This window comes from Undibacterium sp. GrIS 1.2 (genome assembly GCF_040544435.1).
Lineage (GTDB): Bacteria > Pseudomonadota > Gammaproteobacteria > Burkholderiales > Burkholderiaceae_D > Undibacterium.
This window is the reverse complement of sequence record NZ_JBEONP010000033.1, coordinates 24358-40986: the sequence shown is the minus strand read 5'-3', so window position 1 is coordinate 40986 and position 16629 is coordinate 24358. Positions and strand designations below refer to the sequence as shown.

Below are 16629 nucleotides of genomic sequence, written 5' to 3'. Positions count from 1 at the left end.
TCGTCATTAGAAGGTTGTCATGCGATCGATTTTTGGAGGTGCCGCGATGAAAATTCTCGGCATCGACCCTGGCCTGCGCACTACCGGCTTTGGCGTCATCGATAAACAAGGTAACAAGTTAACTTACATCGCCTCCGGTACGATTAAAACGGCAGATGAATCCTTGCCAGAACGCCTCAAAACCATTTTGCTCGGCGTTTCTGAAATCATTAAAACCTACCAGCCCGATTGCGCAGCGGTAGAAAAAGTCTTCGTCAATGTCAATCCCCAGTCAACGCTGTTACTAGGACAAGCACGCGGAGCGGCGATCTGCGCTTTAGTGAGCGCTGACCTCACCGTAGCGGAATATACGGCGCTGCAAGTCAAGCAAGGCGTGGTCGGTCATGGCAAAGCAAAAAAAGAACAAGTACAAGATATGGTGCAACGGCTGTTGAGCTTATCCGGCATGCCTAGCACTGATGCGGCGGATGCATTGGGTGTTGCGATTTGTCATGCGCACAGCGGCGATACTTTAGCGATGCTCAGCAAACTTGCACCCGCTTTAGCAAAAAAAGGCTTACGAGTACGTGCAGGTCGCCTGATAGGATAGGTTATCATTACTGCTTATTTATACAGTAATGCGCGTTGTGATTATGCGCTGCAATTCTGTGCTGCAATTTTCCTCCAAGTTAAGCTAGCTAAAAGGGCTGCCATGATAGGTCGTATCGCAGGTATTCTGCTCGAAAAAAATCCCCCTCAGTTATTGGTTGACTGCCAGGGCGTCGGTTATGACGTTGACGTCCCAATGAGTACATTTTATAACTTGCCTGCGCTAGGCGAGAAAGTCGTCTTGCTGACGCACCTTGCCATTCGCGAAGATGCGCATGTTTTGTTTGGCTTTGGCAGCGCAGAAGAACGCAGCACGTTTCGGCAGTTAATCAAAATCAGTGGTGTTGGGGCACGCACTGCTCTATCCATTTTGTCTGGCATGTCAGTCAGTGATCTAGCGCAGGCGATTACTTTACAAGAAGCAAGCCGGCTAACTCGCGTCCCGGGCATAGGCAAAAAAACTGCCGAGCGTTTATTACTGGAACTCAAAGGTAAGTTGGGTGCAGATATTGGTGCCAGTGCTGGCGGCATTGCAATGCACGACCATCAGTCTGACATACTCAATGCCTTGTTAGCGCTAGGTTACTCCGACAAAGAAGCCTTGCTGGCGCTGAAGACTTTACCGGCTGGCACCGGCGTTTCTGACGGTATCAAGCTGGCCCTGAAATCTCTGTCGAAAAGCTAATCCATCATGAGCATCCAAACCGACAACTTCAGTAGCACGAACAACCTGAGCGACACCCGCATCATCGCGGCGACACCGGCATCACCGAATGAAGAAGCGATCGAGCGAGCGCTTCGTCCCAAACAATTAGATGAGTATGTAGGACAAGAAAAAATCCGCGGTCAGCTAGAGATCTTTATCACCGCTGCCAGACAGCGAAAAGAAGCACTCGATCACACGCTGCTATTCGGTCCACCAGGCTTAGGCAAAACCACACTGGCACACATTATTGCGCGTGAAATGGGTGTCAATTTACGTCAAACCTCGGGCCCAGTGTTAGAGCGCGCAGGAGATTTAGCCGCTCTATTAACCAATCTGGAAGCAAATGACGTCTTGTTTATCGACGAGATTCATCGTTTGTCGCCTGTGGTGGAAGAAATTTTATACCCGGCGCTGGAAGACTATCAGATCGACATCATGATCGGTGAAGGCCCCGCAGCACGCTCGGTTAAACTGGATCTGCAGCCATTCACCTTAGTTGGTGCAACCACCCGTGCGGGCATGTTGACCAACCCCTTGCGCGACCGTTTTGGCATCGTGGCACGCCTAGAATTTTATACTGCAGAAGAATTAACCCGCATCGTGACACGCTCGGCATCTTTGCTTAACGCCCCTATCAATCCCGATGGCGCGTATGAAATCGCTAAACGTGCGCGTGGCACACCGCGTATCGCCAATCGTCTGCTGCGCAGAGTCAGAGATTATGCCGAAGTAAAAGGTAATGGCGACATCACCAAAAATATCGCCGACGCGGCACTCAAAATGCTGGACGTTGATAGCGTCGGATTTGATGTAATGGACAGAAAATTACTGGAAGCCATTTTATTTAAATTTGGCGGCGGCCCGGTCGGCCTGGACAATGTGGCGGCAGCAATCGGCGAGGAGCGCGATACGATCGAAGACGTGTTAGAACCTTATCTAATACAGCAAGGTTATTTGCAGCGCACCCCTCGCGGACGCATCGCAACGCCATCAGCCTATGAGCACTTTGGGGTTGCAGTACCTAGAACCAATCCTAATGGTGAGCTTTGGGGAAGTTAGATACGACTAAGACTTTAGCTAGCTCAGCCGAGCAAAAGCTTGATAGCTGGCGTGTCGCAAAAAAGTTATTCCAGTAAATGAAGTATTTGACTCCCTTAAAAATAATGAGCTGGACTCGTCATGCCAGCGCGTACGAATCAAGCAAATTCGTGCTTAAATTAATATACTCCCCATAATTTTCATAAAAATAAGCCTAATGAGCAGGATATACTTGAACGATTAAATATACACCCAGCGAGTATATATTTATTGATCGAACTCATTACTAACGTGAAGCCTGATGACAAGGATAAATTTAACTACAAATTCTTACCCCTTAAGCATCTAATCTGCATACTCAGGGCAATGTAGACATTAAACCAAATTGTCGTGATAAAACTAATCGAGTGATTTGGAGCAAGCCCTGAGGTAGCTTTTTTAGCTTCGGTAATTTTTTGCAAAAGATACCCCCCCCCTCTATATTGCCCATTGGCAAAAGTGGTACGCACTGAACCGCAGTAAGCTAGGCATTCCTCAGTTTTTTTGCCTCACATGTAGCTTGCAGCTTGCGAATTCAGTGCTCCTCGCCCACAATAAGGACTCCCTAAAAACTTGGCGCTATCATGCTGATGTCCTCCCAAGCCGATCGCTATGCTCAACAATTTCTGGATGCGCGTGCTCACGCCAGAACTCTCGCTCCTATCTCATCAAACTCCGCAATTAGTATTGCGGACGCCTACGATATTGCTAAGAGCTTAGATAATATTCGTACTGCTGAAGGCGAAGTTCCGGTTGGCAGAAAACTAGCGTTCACTAACAGAACATTGTGGTCAAAGTACGGACAAAAAGAATCTATTCATGCGCCAATCTGGACAACTCTGTTTGACAGCACAGTACGGTATCTTGATGACGTCCACACATCGCAAGACCTCAAAGGTGCGCTGCAACCGCGGGTAGAACCAGAAGTGGTTTTTAAGCTGGGTCGCACGCCTGCTGCCGATGCGACGATGGATGAACTGGCCGATTGCCTGGAATGGATGGCGCATGGTTTAGAAATCGTCGTCAGTCCCTACCCTGATTGGAAATTTGAAGCCGCCGACGCAATCGCCGCCTTCGGCTTGCACGGCACTTTGCTGATCGGCGAGCCGCGCATGCTGTCGAGCGCGACGCGTCACCATTTAGGCCCGGTACTAGCCAATGCGAGCGTCTCTCTGTCTTGTGATGGCTCTTTGCGTAGCGCAGGCTTCGGTAGCAATGTTCTGGATAGTCCGCTTCATGCGATCTGGCATTTGCATCAATTACTAAAAACACAAGCCCAATTCTCACCGCTCACCGCCGGAGAAATTATAACGACTGGCAGTTGGACTGATGCTTACCCGGTATTACCAGGAGAAACCTGGTTTACTGCGTTCTCTGGAGTGCCGCTACCTGGCTTATCAGTCTCTTTTGTTTAAAGTAAATATGATCATAGTTCATCACTTAAATAATTCCCGGTCACAACGCATTCTCTGGTTATTAGAAGAATTGGGTGTGGAGTACCAGATCAAGCGATATGAGCGCGATCCCCAGACGATGTTAGCACCCGCATCCTTATTGGCGGTACATCCGCTGGGTAAATCACCAGTGATTACCGACGATGATTTGACGATTGCAGAATCCGGCGCGATTGTTGAATACTTGATCAATCGCTATTCCAACGGACGACTGGTTCCTGATCGCGACTCCAAAGATTATTTGCGCTATATTTACTGGTTACATTTTGCTGAAGGCTCAGCTATGTCGCCCCTCTTAATGAAATTGGTGTTTGATAAGATAGAACAAAGTCCGATGCCATTTTTTGTGAAGCCGATCGCCCGTGGCATAGCGCAAAAAGTAAAAACCAGTTTCATACAACCACAAATCACTCGCCATCTGAATTATCTGGAAACAGAGATCTCTGGCACTGGCTGGTTCGCAGGTAGCGAATTTAGTGCTGCAGATATACAAATGAGCTTCGTACTAGAAGCATCAGCTGCACGCGGAGGCTTAAATAGTACAAGTCATCCCAAATTAATGGTTTGGCTGCAGCGCATACATGCAATGCCATCATATAAACGAGCCCTAGAAAAAGGCAGTGCTTACAAATTACTGGGCTAAGCATCTCCAGTACTTTACGCAACTTAAAAACCTCTACGAAGATTTGTTCAACATTAAAAAAAGCACCCGAAGGTGCTTTTTTTTGTACCTAACTAAGCAGACCTAAGTCTGCAAAATCTTAAAACAGATGACGAACGCCTACATTGACCAAACGCTCTGTTGCACCATTGGCATAAGCTAAACCACCGATGTTAGAGTTTTTGTCATTTGAAATGCGGGAAATCGATGTGTAAACGTTAGTACGTTTAGACAAAGAATATGTGTAACCCAGACCCAGTTGACCTCCAGTTTGATCAGAGGACACCAAATTGTTTGTTACACGAGTGTATGAGCCTACAATTGCTGCAACATCGCTGACAGGAACTGTACCACCCAAACTCCACAACTTGTAATCAACCAAATTGTTATCGGATGTAACTTTGCCGTAGGACAAAGCTGCTTTTACAATACTGAAATCGTAAGTAGCGCCAACAAATGTGTGTTTAATTGCTACCGCATTAGCATCGTTATCACTATGATAAGCGATGACAGCACTTAATGGACCTGCAGCATAGCCACCAGACAGACCAATGCCGCGGAGCTTAGAAGAATCACCAGCTTGCTCACCAAACGTGTAGGCTACCGATCCTGCGAAACCACTGATGTTGTTTGTCGAATAGTTAATAGTATTGTTTGAGCGTGGGTTTGTAGCAAAAAATAGATTTCCCAAGCCGGTAGCGCTAGTACTTTGACCAGCAGTACCACCAATGATACCTGTGCTGAATGGATCAATAGAATCAACTGCGTCAAACATTGGCTTATTTTGACGCCCTAATTTGACCGTACCAAAATCACCAGCTAAACCTACCCAAGCTGCACGACCAAACGCTAATCCGCCTTGAGCGGATGAACCGGTGTCGGCATTAACGCCCATTTCAAGTTTGAAAATAGCTTTTAGACCACCGCCTAAGTCTTCACTGCCTTTGAAACCAAGACGGGAACCAGATTGAACACCACTATCTACGGAAGTGATGGATCCTTGACCTTTTGAAGTTGCACCGTTACTTTCGTTTTGCAAAGCCATGTCCAGTACACCATAAATTGTGACATTAGATTGAGCTTGTGCTGAACCTGCAACTGCTGCCAAAACGGCCAGAGCTAATAATGATTTTTTCATTGATATTTCTCCAAGGGTTTTAATATTAATCAAACTACATCAAGCCAACTTTATATTATTAAATTAATCATTTAAATAATGCAAACTAGCTAATACTTCAAAAATTTTATTACAGCTACAAAGAAGTTAACGTATTTGACCAAAATTAAAGGCGGACAGCAAAGCCAAATCAGCTTTTATCAGGGTGCAAAACGGCAAACGTCGTTAATAAACAACGGAAAATTAATTAATTAACAATAATTAAGCCGCATATAGCTTCGCCGTAGTCAATGCCAAAACAAAAGGAGTCTTATTGAATAAGACTCCCCAAGCGTACTGATTAAGCAATTTTTTTGATGTAATTCATTGTTTATTTATTAAAACAGATGTGTGATACCTACAGATAAACCTGTCTGTTTAGTTTGTGTACCGATTTGAAATATAGGACCACTCAATTTTCTAGAATCAGCTTCCACATAAAAGTTAGTGCGCTTTGATAATGCATAAGTAGCAGCAACAACTAGATTTTTACGAGATGAATCGACAGTCGTTGTCGCAGATGTTGGGATAGTTGCATCCGTAACATAATATGCGCCAGTCAATTCAATTTGTGGACTGATGTTGTAGTTCACTCCAGCCCAGTAAGATTTTTGATCCCGATCAATTTTCACTTCAGTTTCTTGCTTTTCTTTAACAAAGCCAGCAGTAACACGCCATCCATCGCCCTTGTACCCAGCACCAACGGTATAGTATTTGTTGATAAACCCAAGGATATTAGTAGACATGTAAGTACCGCCAAAATTTACCGGGCCAGTCGCGTAAGATGCAGCGATCGACTTGACAGTATTACGGCTAGTATCACCAGCAACTTCGCCCAAAGCATATTCAGCGCTCAGTTTTACACCACTGAGTATCGCTGTGTACTGGATGTCGTTATTGAAACGAGTTGCACCACCGCCACTGAAAGTCGGTGGGAAGAACAATGCGACACCAGCTACTGGGGACGTAATAGCAGGGAATTTATAGCTAAACGGCTCATAAGTACCAATAGTTTTAAAAGCTAAAGAGTATTGACGGCCTAAATCGATATTACCGAAATCACCTGTTACACCAACAAAAGCGGAGCGGTTAAACATAACGCCTGCGCTGTCCAAGCTACCTGTTGCCGTGTTAAAGCCAGACTCCAATACGAAGTGAGCATTCATACCGCCGCCCAAATCTTCAACGCCTTTAAAACCCAAGCGATTGGAGTTGTAAGTACCGTTTGAACCCATAGTGATTCTACTGTTACCAGCAGCATCAACGTTTGTTACGCTGCGAATACCTGCATCAATAGAACCATAAACCGTTACGGATGATTGTGCCGAAGCAGTAGCTGCAAATGCGCTGAGAACTGCAAATGCTATAAGCGTTTTTTTCATTTAGTGTGTCTCCAAAATTTTTGGTTTTATAAAGGTTACTGATCTCTACCAGTTTAATTTTAGGTTGCCTCGGCTTTACTTTGGCCTCAACACCTTTCGTCTTAGAATCTGTACATATTGAAACAAATTAAGCCAAATTGGGCAAAGAGAATTTGCGAACGGTCGTGTTTAAACAAATTTAATGTGGCGCCTTCACAACAACGAAGTTTTTTTAACATATAAAAGACTCAACTTTTAGGTCAATTATGGATCTGTATGTGCAAAGCACAATACAAAGCAGAGGTTTACAATACGCATCAACAAATAAAAATAACTAGATTAAAAAAGACGTATTGAACAAAAAAGGCGAAGCACATGTTGGATATAGATAAATTTATCATCGGTTTCGATCGCGCTCTGCGTGTTGTCAGTGGTCAGGCACATGCTTCACGCGCGCAACCCGGACAAGATTTAGATGACACAGTATTAAGCGAACAAGACTGTAAGCACAGCGTAGGACTAATGCGTGTCAATCATGTGGGTGAGGTATGCGCGCAGGCTTTATATGATGCGCAAGGACGAGTTACACAGTCTAAAGATATCAAACAGGCATTCACTCATTCTGGCAAAGAGGAAGAAGACCATCTGGCCTGGACTGCACAAAGGCTGGCTGACTTAAACTCACACACCAGTTTTCTAAATCCGGTTTGGTACGCCGGTGCCTATGCCTGCGGCACGATTGCTGCCCATTGTGGCGATGCAATTAGCTTGGGGTTTGTGGTGGAGACAGAGAAGCAGGTCGAAGCGCATTTGGCAAGTCATCTGGACAAGCTTCCATCCGATGATAAAAAATCAAAAGCCATCGTAGAACAAATGCGTCTGGACGAAATTGCCCACGGTGCGGCGGCTAACGCGCTTGGGGCTTCTGCGCTGCCGCTACCGTTCCAGTTCTTAATGAAGGGTATGTCTAAGGTCATGACAACGACTGCATACTATCTGTGATGATTCGTGACTACTTGTGATGTTTAAATATCGGCGACGTTACTCATAAAATGAACAAAACGTTGCCTTAATATTCTAAAAAATCACAACATCAAAAAACAAGCAGCCGCCACTGCGGTTGGTATCAGAGCAGAGATCATCAGGCCTAGCGGGCTAATTGCCTGCTCATCAAAACACTCCTTCAAAATCGCAAACCCGGCTGGATTAGGCGCATTAGCAATCACAGTCAGACCGCCACCCGTCACTGCACCGGCGACTAGCGCATATTTAGCACCATCAGATAAGCCAGATACCAACGACCCCAAATAAGTCAGCGCCGCATTATCAGTAATCGCCGTTAAACCCATAGAGCCAAAAAATAAAACGGTGGAATCCATACCCGCCAGTATCGGTTGCAACCACCATTGCTGCTTTCCACCCAATACAACCAAACCAGCTAAAAAGAATGCCACGAGTAAACCCTCGCGCAGCATCAGCTTGTCCTGATAACGTTGATATGCCTCAGTAAAGCCCAAGAAAAACAAAAACAATCCCATAAAGACCGCAGGATAATGCGCAAACACAACGGTCGCGCCTAAAAATAAATAATGAACCAATACAACAGCAAATGGTACAGGCGCATGAGTGGCATTGGTAGATGCATTACCAACCACCGCAAGCTTAATCGCCATCAATTGTTTGCGAAAAACCATCGTTATGATGAGCGCATTAATCAACACAGCAATCGCCGCTTTCCAACCAAATACGCTAGACATAAAACTGATATCCCAACCCCATTTTTCTGCCACCATTAATACTGGCGGTGCAGCGAAAGGAGTCAACACACCGCCAATAGAAATATTCACAAACAAAACACCCAGCGTCGCGTACTTTAACTTTTGAGAAATATCTTTCGTATAAAAACGGTCACGCAACATTAAGGCCGCCAAGGTCATAGCAGCAGGCTCAGTGATCAGAGAACCCAGCAAAGGCACCAGACTCAAGCATAAAAAATAAGCGCTAACGGCTGGATTCACCGGCAGTATCGCCGCGATACGGCTGACTAAGTTCTGCACCGATTGCAAAATAGGTTTTGTCCCTGCAATCGTCAGTATCACGAAGACAAATAGCGGCTCAGTAAAATTTTGGCTTTCTAAATAACTGATGGCTGCTTTCTGATGATCCAGTACAGCAATACAGCCAACCAACACCAACGCCCAAAAACCAAAGACAACTTCTACTTCACCCAGCAAATGCCATAAACCAGCATGATTTTTACTCGTGTGAGCCAGATGTAAAAAATGCTTGGTAGAGAATGTATGTAACACCGCCAATCCAAAAATCGCCGCGCCTACATAGTTAATTAATTGCGTGTTATCCATATTTAATTAAGCTTTTTAAATGTATTCGGGTTGATAGAGCAAAGTCGTTTTTTACACTTTATCCAATTTCGCGATACTCAAGTCCAGCAACTTCATGCCTTGCCGTCCAAAATTGATATGCGCCCTGGCATTACTGCCGCCACCTTCAATATTCACAATCACGCCCTCGCCAAACTTGGCATGCATCACCGTTTCGCCGATGCGCCAGCCGAGCTTGCTGCTAGTTTTATTAAAATTCTGTGCAATATGATTTGCCCCTGCTGATGGTTCTTCATCCCAGGCAGACTTTTTATTACCAAACCAGCTTGGCTGGATTTTTGGCGACAGCCATTTGATCGATTCTTCTGGCATCTCATCAAAAAATCGTGAGCGCATGTTGTAGCGTGTCTGTCCATGCAGCATGCGGGTCTGCGAGAAGCTAACATACAGGCGCTTGCGTGCCCGCGTGATCGCGACATACATCAGACGCCGTTCTTCTTCAACGCCAGAATCTTCCTTCGCGCTATTCTCATGCGGGAACAAACCCTCTTCTAAACCAGTGATGAAGACTGCATCAAATTCTAAACCTTTAGCAGAATGTACCGTCATCAGTTGCAAAGCATCTTGTCCCACCTGCGCCTGATTGTCGCCCGCCTCCAAAGACGCATGCGATAAAAATGCTGACAACGGCGACATCACTGTGGGCAAGGCAGCGTCTGCATCAATAATCTCGACCCCATCGGCAATCGTAACCAAGCCGACCGCCGCTTGAGACGCAGGCCCTAACAAAGCCGGGGCATCCGAACCAAAACCCTCTTCGGAAATAAACAGCGTCGCCGCATTGACTAACTGCTCCAAGTTTTCGATACGGTCAGCGCCTTCTTTCTCGTTCTGATAATGCGTCATCAGACTACTCAAATCGAGGACAATTTTGACCATTTCTGGCAAAGGCAAACGCTGGGTTTCAAAACGAGCGCCCTCAATCAATTTTACAAAATTGCCCAGCGATGTGCCAGCTTTGCCAGCGACATAAGGTACCGCCGCGTATAGCGAAATGCCATATTGTTTGGCTGAATCTTGCAGCTGTTCTAAGGAGCGTGCGCCAATCCCGCGCGCCGGGAAATTGACTACACGCAAAAAAGCAGAATCATTGTGCGGGTTATCCATCAACTGCAAATACGCAATCGCATGCTTAATCTCGGCACGCTCAAAATAGCGCTGACCGCCATACACTTTGTACGGCAAATTCGCTGTGAACAAAGCATGTTCAATTACTCGTGATTGCGCATTGGAGCGATACAGGATCGCGATTTCGCTACGCAACGAACCTTCTCTTATCAGGTTCTTGGCTTCCTCAATAATCCATTGCGCTTCCTGGATATCGCTGCTGGCTTCATATATGCGCACAGGTTCGCCATGACCTGCGTCGGTACGCAAATTTTTACCAAGGCGCTTGCTGTTATTGGCGATCAGGGTATTTGCCGTATCCAGAATATGGCCATGCGAGCGATAATTCTGCTCCAGCTTAATAATATTTTCGACTTTAAATTCTTGCTCAAACGAGGACATATTGCCGACGTTGGCACCGCGGAAGGCATAGATACTTTGATCATCGTCGCCGACTGCAAACACGGCGCCGCTGTGTTGATTGCCTTGCCCCGACATCAGCTTTAACCATTTATATTGTAGGTCATTGGTATCCTGAAACTCGTCAACCAAGATATGTTTAAAGCGAGCTTGATAATGCTCACGCAGAGGCTGATTGCGGCTAAGCAGCTCATAAGTACGCAATAATAATTCTGCAAAATCGACGACGCCCTCACGCTGACATTGCGCATCATAGAGCTCATATAACGCCACCATTTTGCGGTTGAAATCATCATAAGCATCCACCGCTGCGGCCCGCAAACCCTGATCTTTTGCGCTATTAATAAAGTACATCAAGGTACGCGGCGGGAACTTCTCATCGTCAACGTTGTTCGCTTTCAGCAAACGCTTGATAAACGAGAGCTGGTCCGATGAATCCAGAATCTGAAACGTCTGCGGCAAGCTGGCATCACGATGATGGGCGCGCAGCAAGCGATTGCATAAGCCGTGGAAAGTACCTATCCACAAGCCGCGCGTATTGATCGGCAACATCGCCGACAAGCGCAACAACATTTCTTTGGAGGCTTTATTGGTGAACGTGACTGCCAGAATCCCTTGCGGTGATACTTGTCCGGTTTGGATTAACCAGGCAATCCGGGTGGTCAGGACGCGAGTTTTACCAGAGCCAGCGCCCGCTAAAATCAGAGCCGATTGAGAAGGTAAAGTGACAGCGGCGAGCTGTTCTGGATTCAGATTATGGAGAAGATTTTGCATCCCATGATTATACGGGAGTAACACGCTGGCGAACTTCTAAAAACCCTCACTACCAAAGAGCATCAAAAGCCTCAAGCACATTGTATTGCTGCACAACATAGCCGCGCCAGCGTATTGCTATGTCGACGTATTGCTACGTCCAAGTAATCAATCCTGCTTAGCGCTGTATCTCGATTAAATGGCTTTTAGAAGCTCGCCCTGATAATCACCTAAAAGAACTCCTATACATCGATCAACATCGGTAAATTGCATATACTCCCCATTATTTTTATTAAAATAAGCTTATTGTCCAATGATTCTATGGACAATCTAAACATACCTACCAGGAGTATATTTATTCAGAAGAGAGCAGCAAATGCCTTTGCAGCGGCTTTTGGGTCGTCTGACAGATAAATGCTGCTGATCGCTGCGACCATGTTGGCTCCCGCCTGCACCAGCGGTCTGGCGTTGTCCACCGTCATCCCGCCGATTACCACGTTGGGCAAAGCAACTGTGGTGTTAGCTTCAGCGATGATGCTAGCGGGCGTGGTCACCGGATATTGTTTCACCCGCGATGGGTAAAAACCGCCAAACGTCACGTAGCTTGCGCCTGCTTGTTGTGCTGCATGTGCGAGGTGCAAATCGCCATAGCAAGAAGCACCCACGATTTTATCTGCGCCAACTTGCGCGCGTACCTCTGCCACGCTGGCATCGGTGCCACCAACGTGTATTCCATCCGCATCCAAGGCAAGGCACAACTCAATATGGTCGTTAATGATGAAGGGAATGGCGTAACGCTGACACAGACTTTGCAAAGCACAAGCTTGTTGCATGCGTAACTTGATATCCGCAAATTTATGCCGGTATTGCAGCAACTTAGCGCCACCTTGTATGGCTTGTTCGCTAATGGCAAGCAGCCGGGCAGTATCATCCCAATCGGGCGTTACCAGATATAAACCTGCGAACTGAGATGGAAGAGTCGGCATTTTTTCTTTCTATTTTAGATACGACAAGGAATCAATTGCCCCGGTGCGATCGCATACGCTTGCGCCAGACTGTCTTGGGTGTAGCGCTGCGCATTCTCTAATGCTTCTGCCATTGGTGCGCCTGCAGCGAGTTGCCCCGCAATCGCGGATGCCAGCGTGCAGCCACTTCCGTGGTAGCTGGCAGGCAATCGATCCCATTGCCATTGCTGATGATGTCCATCGGCGAACCAATGATTGTTAACTTGCGTCCCGGTACCATGACCACCTTTGATGAATACATCACGGCAAGCAAATTGCAATAGTTGCCGCGCTTGTTGGACTAGGTCGCCAGTTGCAGGGCACAGACGCTGCGCTTCCGGCAAGTTGGGTGTGATCAGAGTGGCGACTTTCAATAGCGGCTGGATGACCTGCTCCGGCGCATCGCCTAGCAACAAGGTGTCGCCATGCCCGCTGGCCAAAACTGGGTCTAACACGACTGGAATATCTGACATGCCCGGCCGACTTTGTACGATTTCAGCCACCAACTCTGCGATACATTCTGCATTAACACGATGCGCGACAATCCCAATTTTGATAGCCGCAATTTTGCATTGCTTAAGCAAAACTCGGACTTGATGCCGGATAATGTCCGCATTGACCGCATGCACCGCAAATACACGGTCGTTGTCTTGCACGGTCAAGGCGGTGATGATCGTCAAGGCATGTGCGCCCTGCGCTGCAATCGCTTCGCTATCAGCCTGTATGCCAGCGCCACCACTGGGATCGTGTCCGGCAAAAACTAGTACGCAAGGTCGCTGTCTTGTTTTCGGACTGGTAGCAACATTGTCGGATTGATTGGCAGATTTATTCTCCAATGAATTTTTTATCATCTTCACTAATGCCACTGATGCCACCGATGCCACCGATGTCATACCACCCGACCTGCCAACGGCGAGGATGCCGAGGCTACAAATTTTTTCGGAATACGTCCTGCCAAAAATGCCTCACGTCCCGCCTCCACGGCCAAGCCCATCGCACGGGCCATCCGGACTGGATCATGCGCACCAGCAATCGCCGTGTTCATCAAGACACCATCGCAACCCAACTCCATGGCAATCGCAGCATCAGAGGCGGTACCAACGCCAGCATCAACCAACACCGGCACAGTAGCTTGCTGAATAATCAGCGATAAATTCCAGGGATTGAGTATCCCCATACCCGACCCAATCAAGGATGCTAAAGGCATGATCGCAACACAACCGATGTCTTCTAACATCTTTGCCTGAATCGGATCATCGCTGCAATACACCATCACATCAAAGCCGTCTTTGACCAAGATTTGGGCCGCTTTCAAGGTTTCTGGCATATTGGGAAATAAGGTCTTTTCATCTCCCAATACCTCCAGCTTGCACAGCTTGTGGCCACCCAATAATTCACGTCCCAATTGCAAGGTGTACACCGCATCTTCCGCGTTATAACAACCGGCAGAATTTGGCAAGATCGTGTATTTACTCGGTGGCACCGCATCCAATAAGCTAGGTGCATTAGGATCTTGCCCGATGTTGACCCGACGGATGGCTACCGTAATGATCTCCGCGCCACTGGCCTCAGTCGCCAGCCGTGTCTGCTCTAAATCTTTGTACTTGCCGCTACCAACTAGCAAACGCGAACGGTAAGTTTTGCCAGCGATGATCAGACTGGGTGTGTGTTCTTTTTGCATAAAAATTCCTTTTCGTGAATTTCATCTATTTTTTAGGGGCGCACCTCGCGCACTGAACTGGACGAAGAAAATGAGGTATCACATCAACCGCCGCCGATGGCACGCACCACATCGACCTTGTCTTGCAGCTGCAAGTAATGGCTAGTCCATTCCGTGCGAGCGACAATCTGGCGGTTCACGGCGACAGCAATCGCCTGCCCCGACAAGTTCAGCGTCACGATCAATTCCTCCAGCGTTTTTTCCTCACTGAGCTGATAGGGTTCACCATTCAATACGATATGAGTCATGGCAAGGGCTTATTGTTTTCTGTAGATTTCTGCACCGGACTTAACGAACTCAATTGCCTTCACTTCCATCCCTTGTTTCAACGCAGCGATCTCGGTAATACCTTGTTTGGCGGCGTAATCGCGAACTTCTTGCGTGATCTTCATTGAGCAAAAATGGGGACCGCACATTGAACAGAAATGGGCGACTTTGGCAGAATCCTTAGGTAGCGTCTCATCATGGAATTCACGCGCCTTATCGGGATCAAGTCCGATATTGAACTGATCATCCCAACGGAATTCAAAGCGGGCTTTAGACAAAGCGTTATCGCGGATTTGCGCACCCGGATGTCCCTTCGCCAGATCGGCTGCATGAGCGGCAATTTTGTAAGTAATGATGCCGTCTTTGACGTCGACTTTATTCGGCAAACCCAAGTGTTCTTTTGGCGTGACGTAGCACAGCATCGCCGTACCATACCAGCCAATTTGTGCGGCACCGATACCAGAAGTGATGTGATCGTAACCCGGTGCAATGTCGGTCGTGAGTGGTCCCAGCGTATAAAAAGGCGCTTCGTGACATTGCTCTAACTGCAAATCCATATTCTCTTTGATGAGATGCATAGGCACATGACCAGGGCCTTCGATCATGACTTGCACATCATGCTTCCAAGCGATAGTGGTCAGCTCACCCAGAGTTTTTAATTCGCCTAATTGCGCTTCATCATTGGCATCGTAAATCGAGCCTGGGCGCAGGCCGTCACCCAGACTAAATGACACGTCATAGGCTTTCATGATCTCGCAGATGTCTTCAAAATGCTCATACAAGAAGCTCTCTTTATGATGCGCCAGACACCATTTCGCCATGATCGATCCGCCGCGAGAAACGATACCGGTCATCCGTTTTACCGTCATCGGCACATATTGCAAACGCACGCCTGCATGAATGGTGAAGTAATCCACGCCCTGCTCCGCCTGCTCGATCAATGTGTCGCGGAAAATCTCCCAAGTCAGATCTTCGGCCTTGCCATTGACCTTCTCCAAAGCCTGATAAATCGGGACGGTACCGATTGGTACCGGTGAGTTGCGGATGATCCATTCCCGCGTCTCATGTATGTGTTTGCCAGTGGACAAATCCATCACGTTGTCGCCACCCCAGCGAATTGCCCATGTCATTTTTTCGACTTCTTCACCAATGCTGGAAGTCACTGCAGAGTTGCCGATATTGGCATTAATTTTGACTAAAAAATTACGCCCGATAATCATAGGCTCAACTTCTGGATGATTGATGTTGGCGGGAATAATGGCGCGGCCACGAGCAATTTCTGAACGCACAAATTCTGGTGTAATCAGATCCGGGATTGACGCACCGAAAGATTGCCCCGGATGCTGACGACCCATGACCTCAGCCAGTTTGTTACCCATAGGGCCAGAGGCTTTCAGATTAGCGAGATATTCCTGACGTTGTAGATTCTCGCGGATCGCAATGTACTCCATCTCGGGCGTGATGATGCCCAGTCTTGCGTAGTGCATCTGAGTGACATTTTTTCCGGCTAAAGCACGGCGTGGCTTACGCTTGAGATTAAAACGCAGCTCTGCCAGCTTAGGATCGTTGAGTCTTTCGATCCCGTAATCGGAGGATGGGCCGGACAACTCTTCCGTGTCATTGCGCTCTGCAATCCATGCACCACGTACCGAGGCAAGGCCGGATCGGATGTCGATTTTGACCTCTGGGTCAGAGTAAGGTCCTGAGGTGTCATAGACATAAATCGGTGGGTTTTTTTCGGAACCAAACATCGCTGGCGTATCGGACTGACTGATCTGGCGCATAGGCACACGAATATCAGGACGACTGCCTTGAATGTAAATTTTGCGGGAATTTGGTAACGGCTGGATTGCGGCTTGATCGACTACTGCGGTAGCGGATAGAAATTGTGGATTGGCGTTCATTTTTGCTCCCATTAACGTGCACATTGTTGGTGGCAGCGTGGGAGGCTTG

Annotated in this window: 15 protein-coding genes; 6 read left to right on the top strand and 9 right to left on the bottom strand. The window is 47.3% G+C overall.

Features of this window, described 5'->3' with window-relative positions; all coding sequences use genetic code 11:
• Positions 1 to 46 precede the first annotated feature (46 nt).
• From ruvC to AAKU61_RS14740, 5 genes are all read left to right on the top strand, one after another.
• A complete protein-coding gene (ruvC, locus tag AAKU61_RS14760; RefSeq protein WP_354333446.1) occupies positions 47 to 589 on the top strand; it encodes a crossover junction endodeoxyribonuclease RuvC in 543 nt (180 codons plus the stop codon).
• Positions 590 to 691: 102 nt separating this feature from the next.
• On the top strand, positions 692 to 1273 hold the full coding sequence (gene ruvA, locus AAKU61_RS14755) for a Holliday junction branch migration protein RuvA (protein WP_322120170.1): 582 nt from the start codon (positions 692 to 694) through the stop codon (positions 1271 to 1273).
• 6 nt (positions 1274 to 1279) lie between these two features.
• Positions 1280 to 2353 (top strand): Holliday junction branch migration DNA helicase RuvB, encoded by a 1074-nt coding sequence (gene ruvB / locus AAKU61_RS14750; protein WP_322120171.1) that lies wholly within the window; start codon positions 1280 to 1282, stop codon positions 2351 to 2353.
• Between the two features lie 602 nt (positions 2354 to 2955).
• Complete coding sequence (locus tag AAKU61_RS14745; protein ID WP_354333415.1) at positions 2956 to 3786, top strand: 2-keto-4-pentenoate hydratase; 831 nt, start codon at positions 2956 to 2958, stop codon at positions 3784 to 3786.
• Between the two features lie 7 nt (positions 3787 to 3793).
• The gene (locus AAKU61_RS14740) at positions 3794 to 4468 is read left to right on the top strand and encodes a glutathione S-transferase family protein (protein ID WP_354333413.1); all 675 of its coding nucleotides are present in this window, start codon (positions 3794 to 3796) and stop codon (positions 4466 to 4468) included.
• 118 nt (positions 4469 to 4586) lie between these two features.
• Here AAKU61_RS14740 and AAKU61_RS14735 read toward each other — a convergent pair whose 3' ends face one another.
• Positions 4587 to 5624, bottom strand: a complete 1038-nt coding sequence (locus AAKU61_RS14735) for a porin (protein ID WP_354333411.1) — start codon at positions 5622 to 5624, stop codon at positions 4587 to 4589.
• 356 nt (positions 5625 to 5980) lie between these two features.
• Entirely contained in the window at positions 5981 to 7024 is a 1044-nt protein-coding gene (locus tag AAKU61_RS14730; protein WP_354333409.1) for a porin, read from the bottom strand.
• Positions 7025 to 7378: 354 nt separating this feature from the next.
• Here AAKU61_RS14730 and coq7 point away from each other — a divergent pair, with 354 nt between their 5' ends.
• Positions 7379 to 8005: a 2-polyprenyl-3-methyl-6-methoxy-1,4-benzoquinone monooxygenase gene (gene coq7, locus AAKU61_RS14725; RefSeq protein WP_354333407.1), complete on the top strand. Its 627-nt coding sequence runs from the start codon at positions 7379 to 7381 to the stop codon at positions 8003 to 8005.
• 83 nt (positions 8006 to 8088) lie between these two features.
• On the opposite strand, the gene AAKU61_RS14720 is transcribed toward coq7, so the two are convergent.
• The 7 genes from AAKU61_RS14720 to thiC all read right to left on the bottom strand — a co-directional run bounded on the left by AAKU61_RS14720 (position 8089) and on the right by thiC (position 16580).
• A complete protein-coding gene (locus AAKU61_RS14720) occupies positions 8089 to 9366 on the bottom strand; it encodes a putative Na+/H+ antiporter (RefSeq protein ID WP_354333405.1) in 1278 nt (425 codons plus the stop codon).
• Positions 9367 to 9417: 51 nt separating this feature from the next.
• Positions 9418 to 11706 carry a UvrD-helicase domain-containing protein gene (locus AAKU61_RS14715; RefSeq protein ID WP_354333403.1) on the bottom strand — a complete coding sequence of 763 codons (2289 nt, stop codon included), beginning with the start codon at positions 11704 to 11706 and terminating at the stop codon, positions 9418 to 9420.
• 338 nt (positions 11707 to 12044) lie between these two features.
• The gene (thiE, locus tag AAKU61_RS14710; protein WP_354333401.1) at positions 12045 to 12671 is read right to left on the bottom strand and encodes a thiamine phosphate synthase; all 627 of its coding nucleotides are present in this window, start codon (positions 12669 to 12671) and stop codon (positions 12045 to 12047) included.
• Positions 12672 to 12685: 14 nt separating this feature from the next.
• Positions 12686 to 13582, bottom strand: coding sequence for a bifunctional hydroxymethylpyrimidine kinase/phosphomethylpyrimidine kinase (gene thiD / locus AAKU61_RS14705; protein ID WP_354333399.1), 897 nt, complete (start codon positions 13580 to 13582; stop codon positions 12686 to 12688).
• Positions 13579 to 14370, bottom strand: coding sequence for a thiazole synthase (locus AAKU61_RS14700; RefSeq protein WP_354333397.1), 792 nt, complete (start codon positions 14368 to 14370; stop codon positions 13579 to 13581). The genes thiD and AAKU61_RS14700 overlap by 4 nt, the downstream gene beginning before the upstream one ends.
• 83 nt (positions 14371 to 14453) lie before the next feature.
• Entirely contained in the window at positions 14454 to 14657 is a 204-nt protein-coding gene (gene thiS / locus AAKU61_RS14695; RefSeq protein ID WP_354333395.1) for a sulfur carrier protein ThiS, read from the bottom strand.
• 9 nt (positions 14658 to 14666) lie between these two features.
• Complete coding sequence (gene thiC / locus AAKU61_RS14690; protein ID WP_354333393.1) at positions 14667 to 16580, bottom strand: phosphomethylpyrimidine synthase ThiC; 1914 nt, start codon at positions 16578 to 16580, stop codon at positions 14667 to 14669.
• Positions 16581 to 16629: the final 49 nt, after the last annotated feature.

Excerpts from the sequence above, each read along its gene's own strand:
- ruvC (WP_354333446.1), top strand. The coding sequence starts at position 47 with ATGAAAATTCTCGGCATCGACCCTGGCCTGCGCACTACCGGCTTTGGC.
- ruvA (WP_322120170.1), top strand. The coding sequence starts at position 692 with ATGATAGGTCGTATCGCAGGTATTCTGCTCGAAAAAAATCCCCCTCAG.
- ruvB (WP_322120171.1), top strand. The coding sequence starts at position 1,280 with ATGAGCATCCAAACCGACAACTTCAGTAGCACGAACAACCTGAGCGAC.
- AAKU61_RS14745 (WP_354333415.1), top strand. The coding sequence starts at position 2,956 with ATGCTGATGTCCTCCCAAGCCGATCGCTATGCTCAACAATTTCTGGAT.
- AAKU61_RS14740 (WP_354333413.1), top strand. The coding sequence starts at position 3,794 with ATGATCATAGTTCATCACTTAAATAATTCCCGGTCACAACGCATTCTC.
- AAKU61_RS14735 (WP_354333411.1), bottom strand. The coding sequence starts at position 5,624 with ATGAAAAAATCATTATTAGCTCTGGCCGTTTTGGCAGCAGTTGCAGGT.
- AAKU61_RS14730 (WP_354333409.1), bottom strand. The coding sequence starts at position 7,024 with ATGAAAAAAACGCTTATAGCATTTGCAGTTCTCAGCGCATTTGCAGCT.
- coq7 (WP_354333407.1), top strand. The coding sequence starts at position 7,379 with ATGTTGGATATAGATAAATTTATCATCGGTTTCGATCGCGCTCTGCGT.
- AAKU61_RS14720 (WP_354333405.1), bottom strand. The coding sequence starts at position 9,366 with ATGGATAACACGCAATTAATTAACTATGTAGGCGCGGCGATTTTTGGA.
- AAKU61_RS14715 (WP_354333403.1), bottom strand. The coding sequence starts at position 11,706 with ATGCAAAATCTTCTCCATAATCTGAATCCAGAACAGCTCGCCGCTGTC.
- thiE (WP_354333401.1), bottom strand. The coding sequence starts at position 12,671 with ATGCCGACTCTTCCATCTCAGTTCGCAGGTTTATATCTGGTAACGCCC.
- thiD (WP_354333399.1), bottom strand. The coding sequence starts at position 13,582 with ATGACATCGGTGGCATCGGTGGCATCAGTGGCATTAGTGAAGATGATA.
- AAKU61_RS14700 (WP_354333397.1), bottom strand. The coding sequence starts at position 14,370 with ATGCAAAAAGAACACACACCCAGTCTGATCATCGCTGGCAAAACTTAC.
- thiS (WP_354333395.1), bottom strand. The coding sequence starts at position 14,657 with ATGACTCATATCGTATTGAATGGTGAACCCTATCAGCTCAGTGAGGAA.
- thiC (WP_354333393.1), bottom strand. The coding sequence starts at position 16,580 with ATGAACGCCAATCCACAATTTCTATCCGCTACCGCAGTAGTCGATCAA.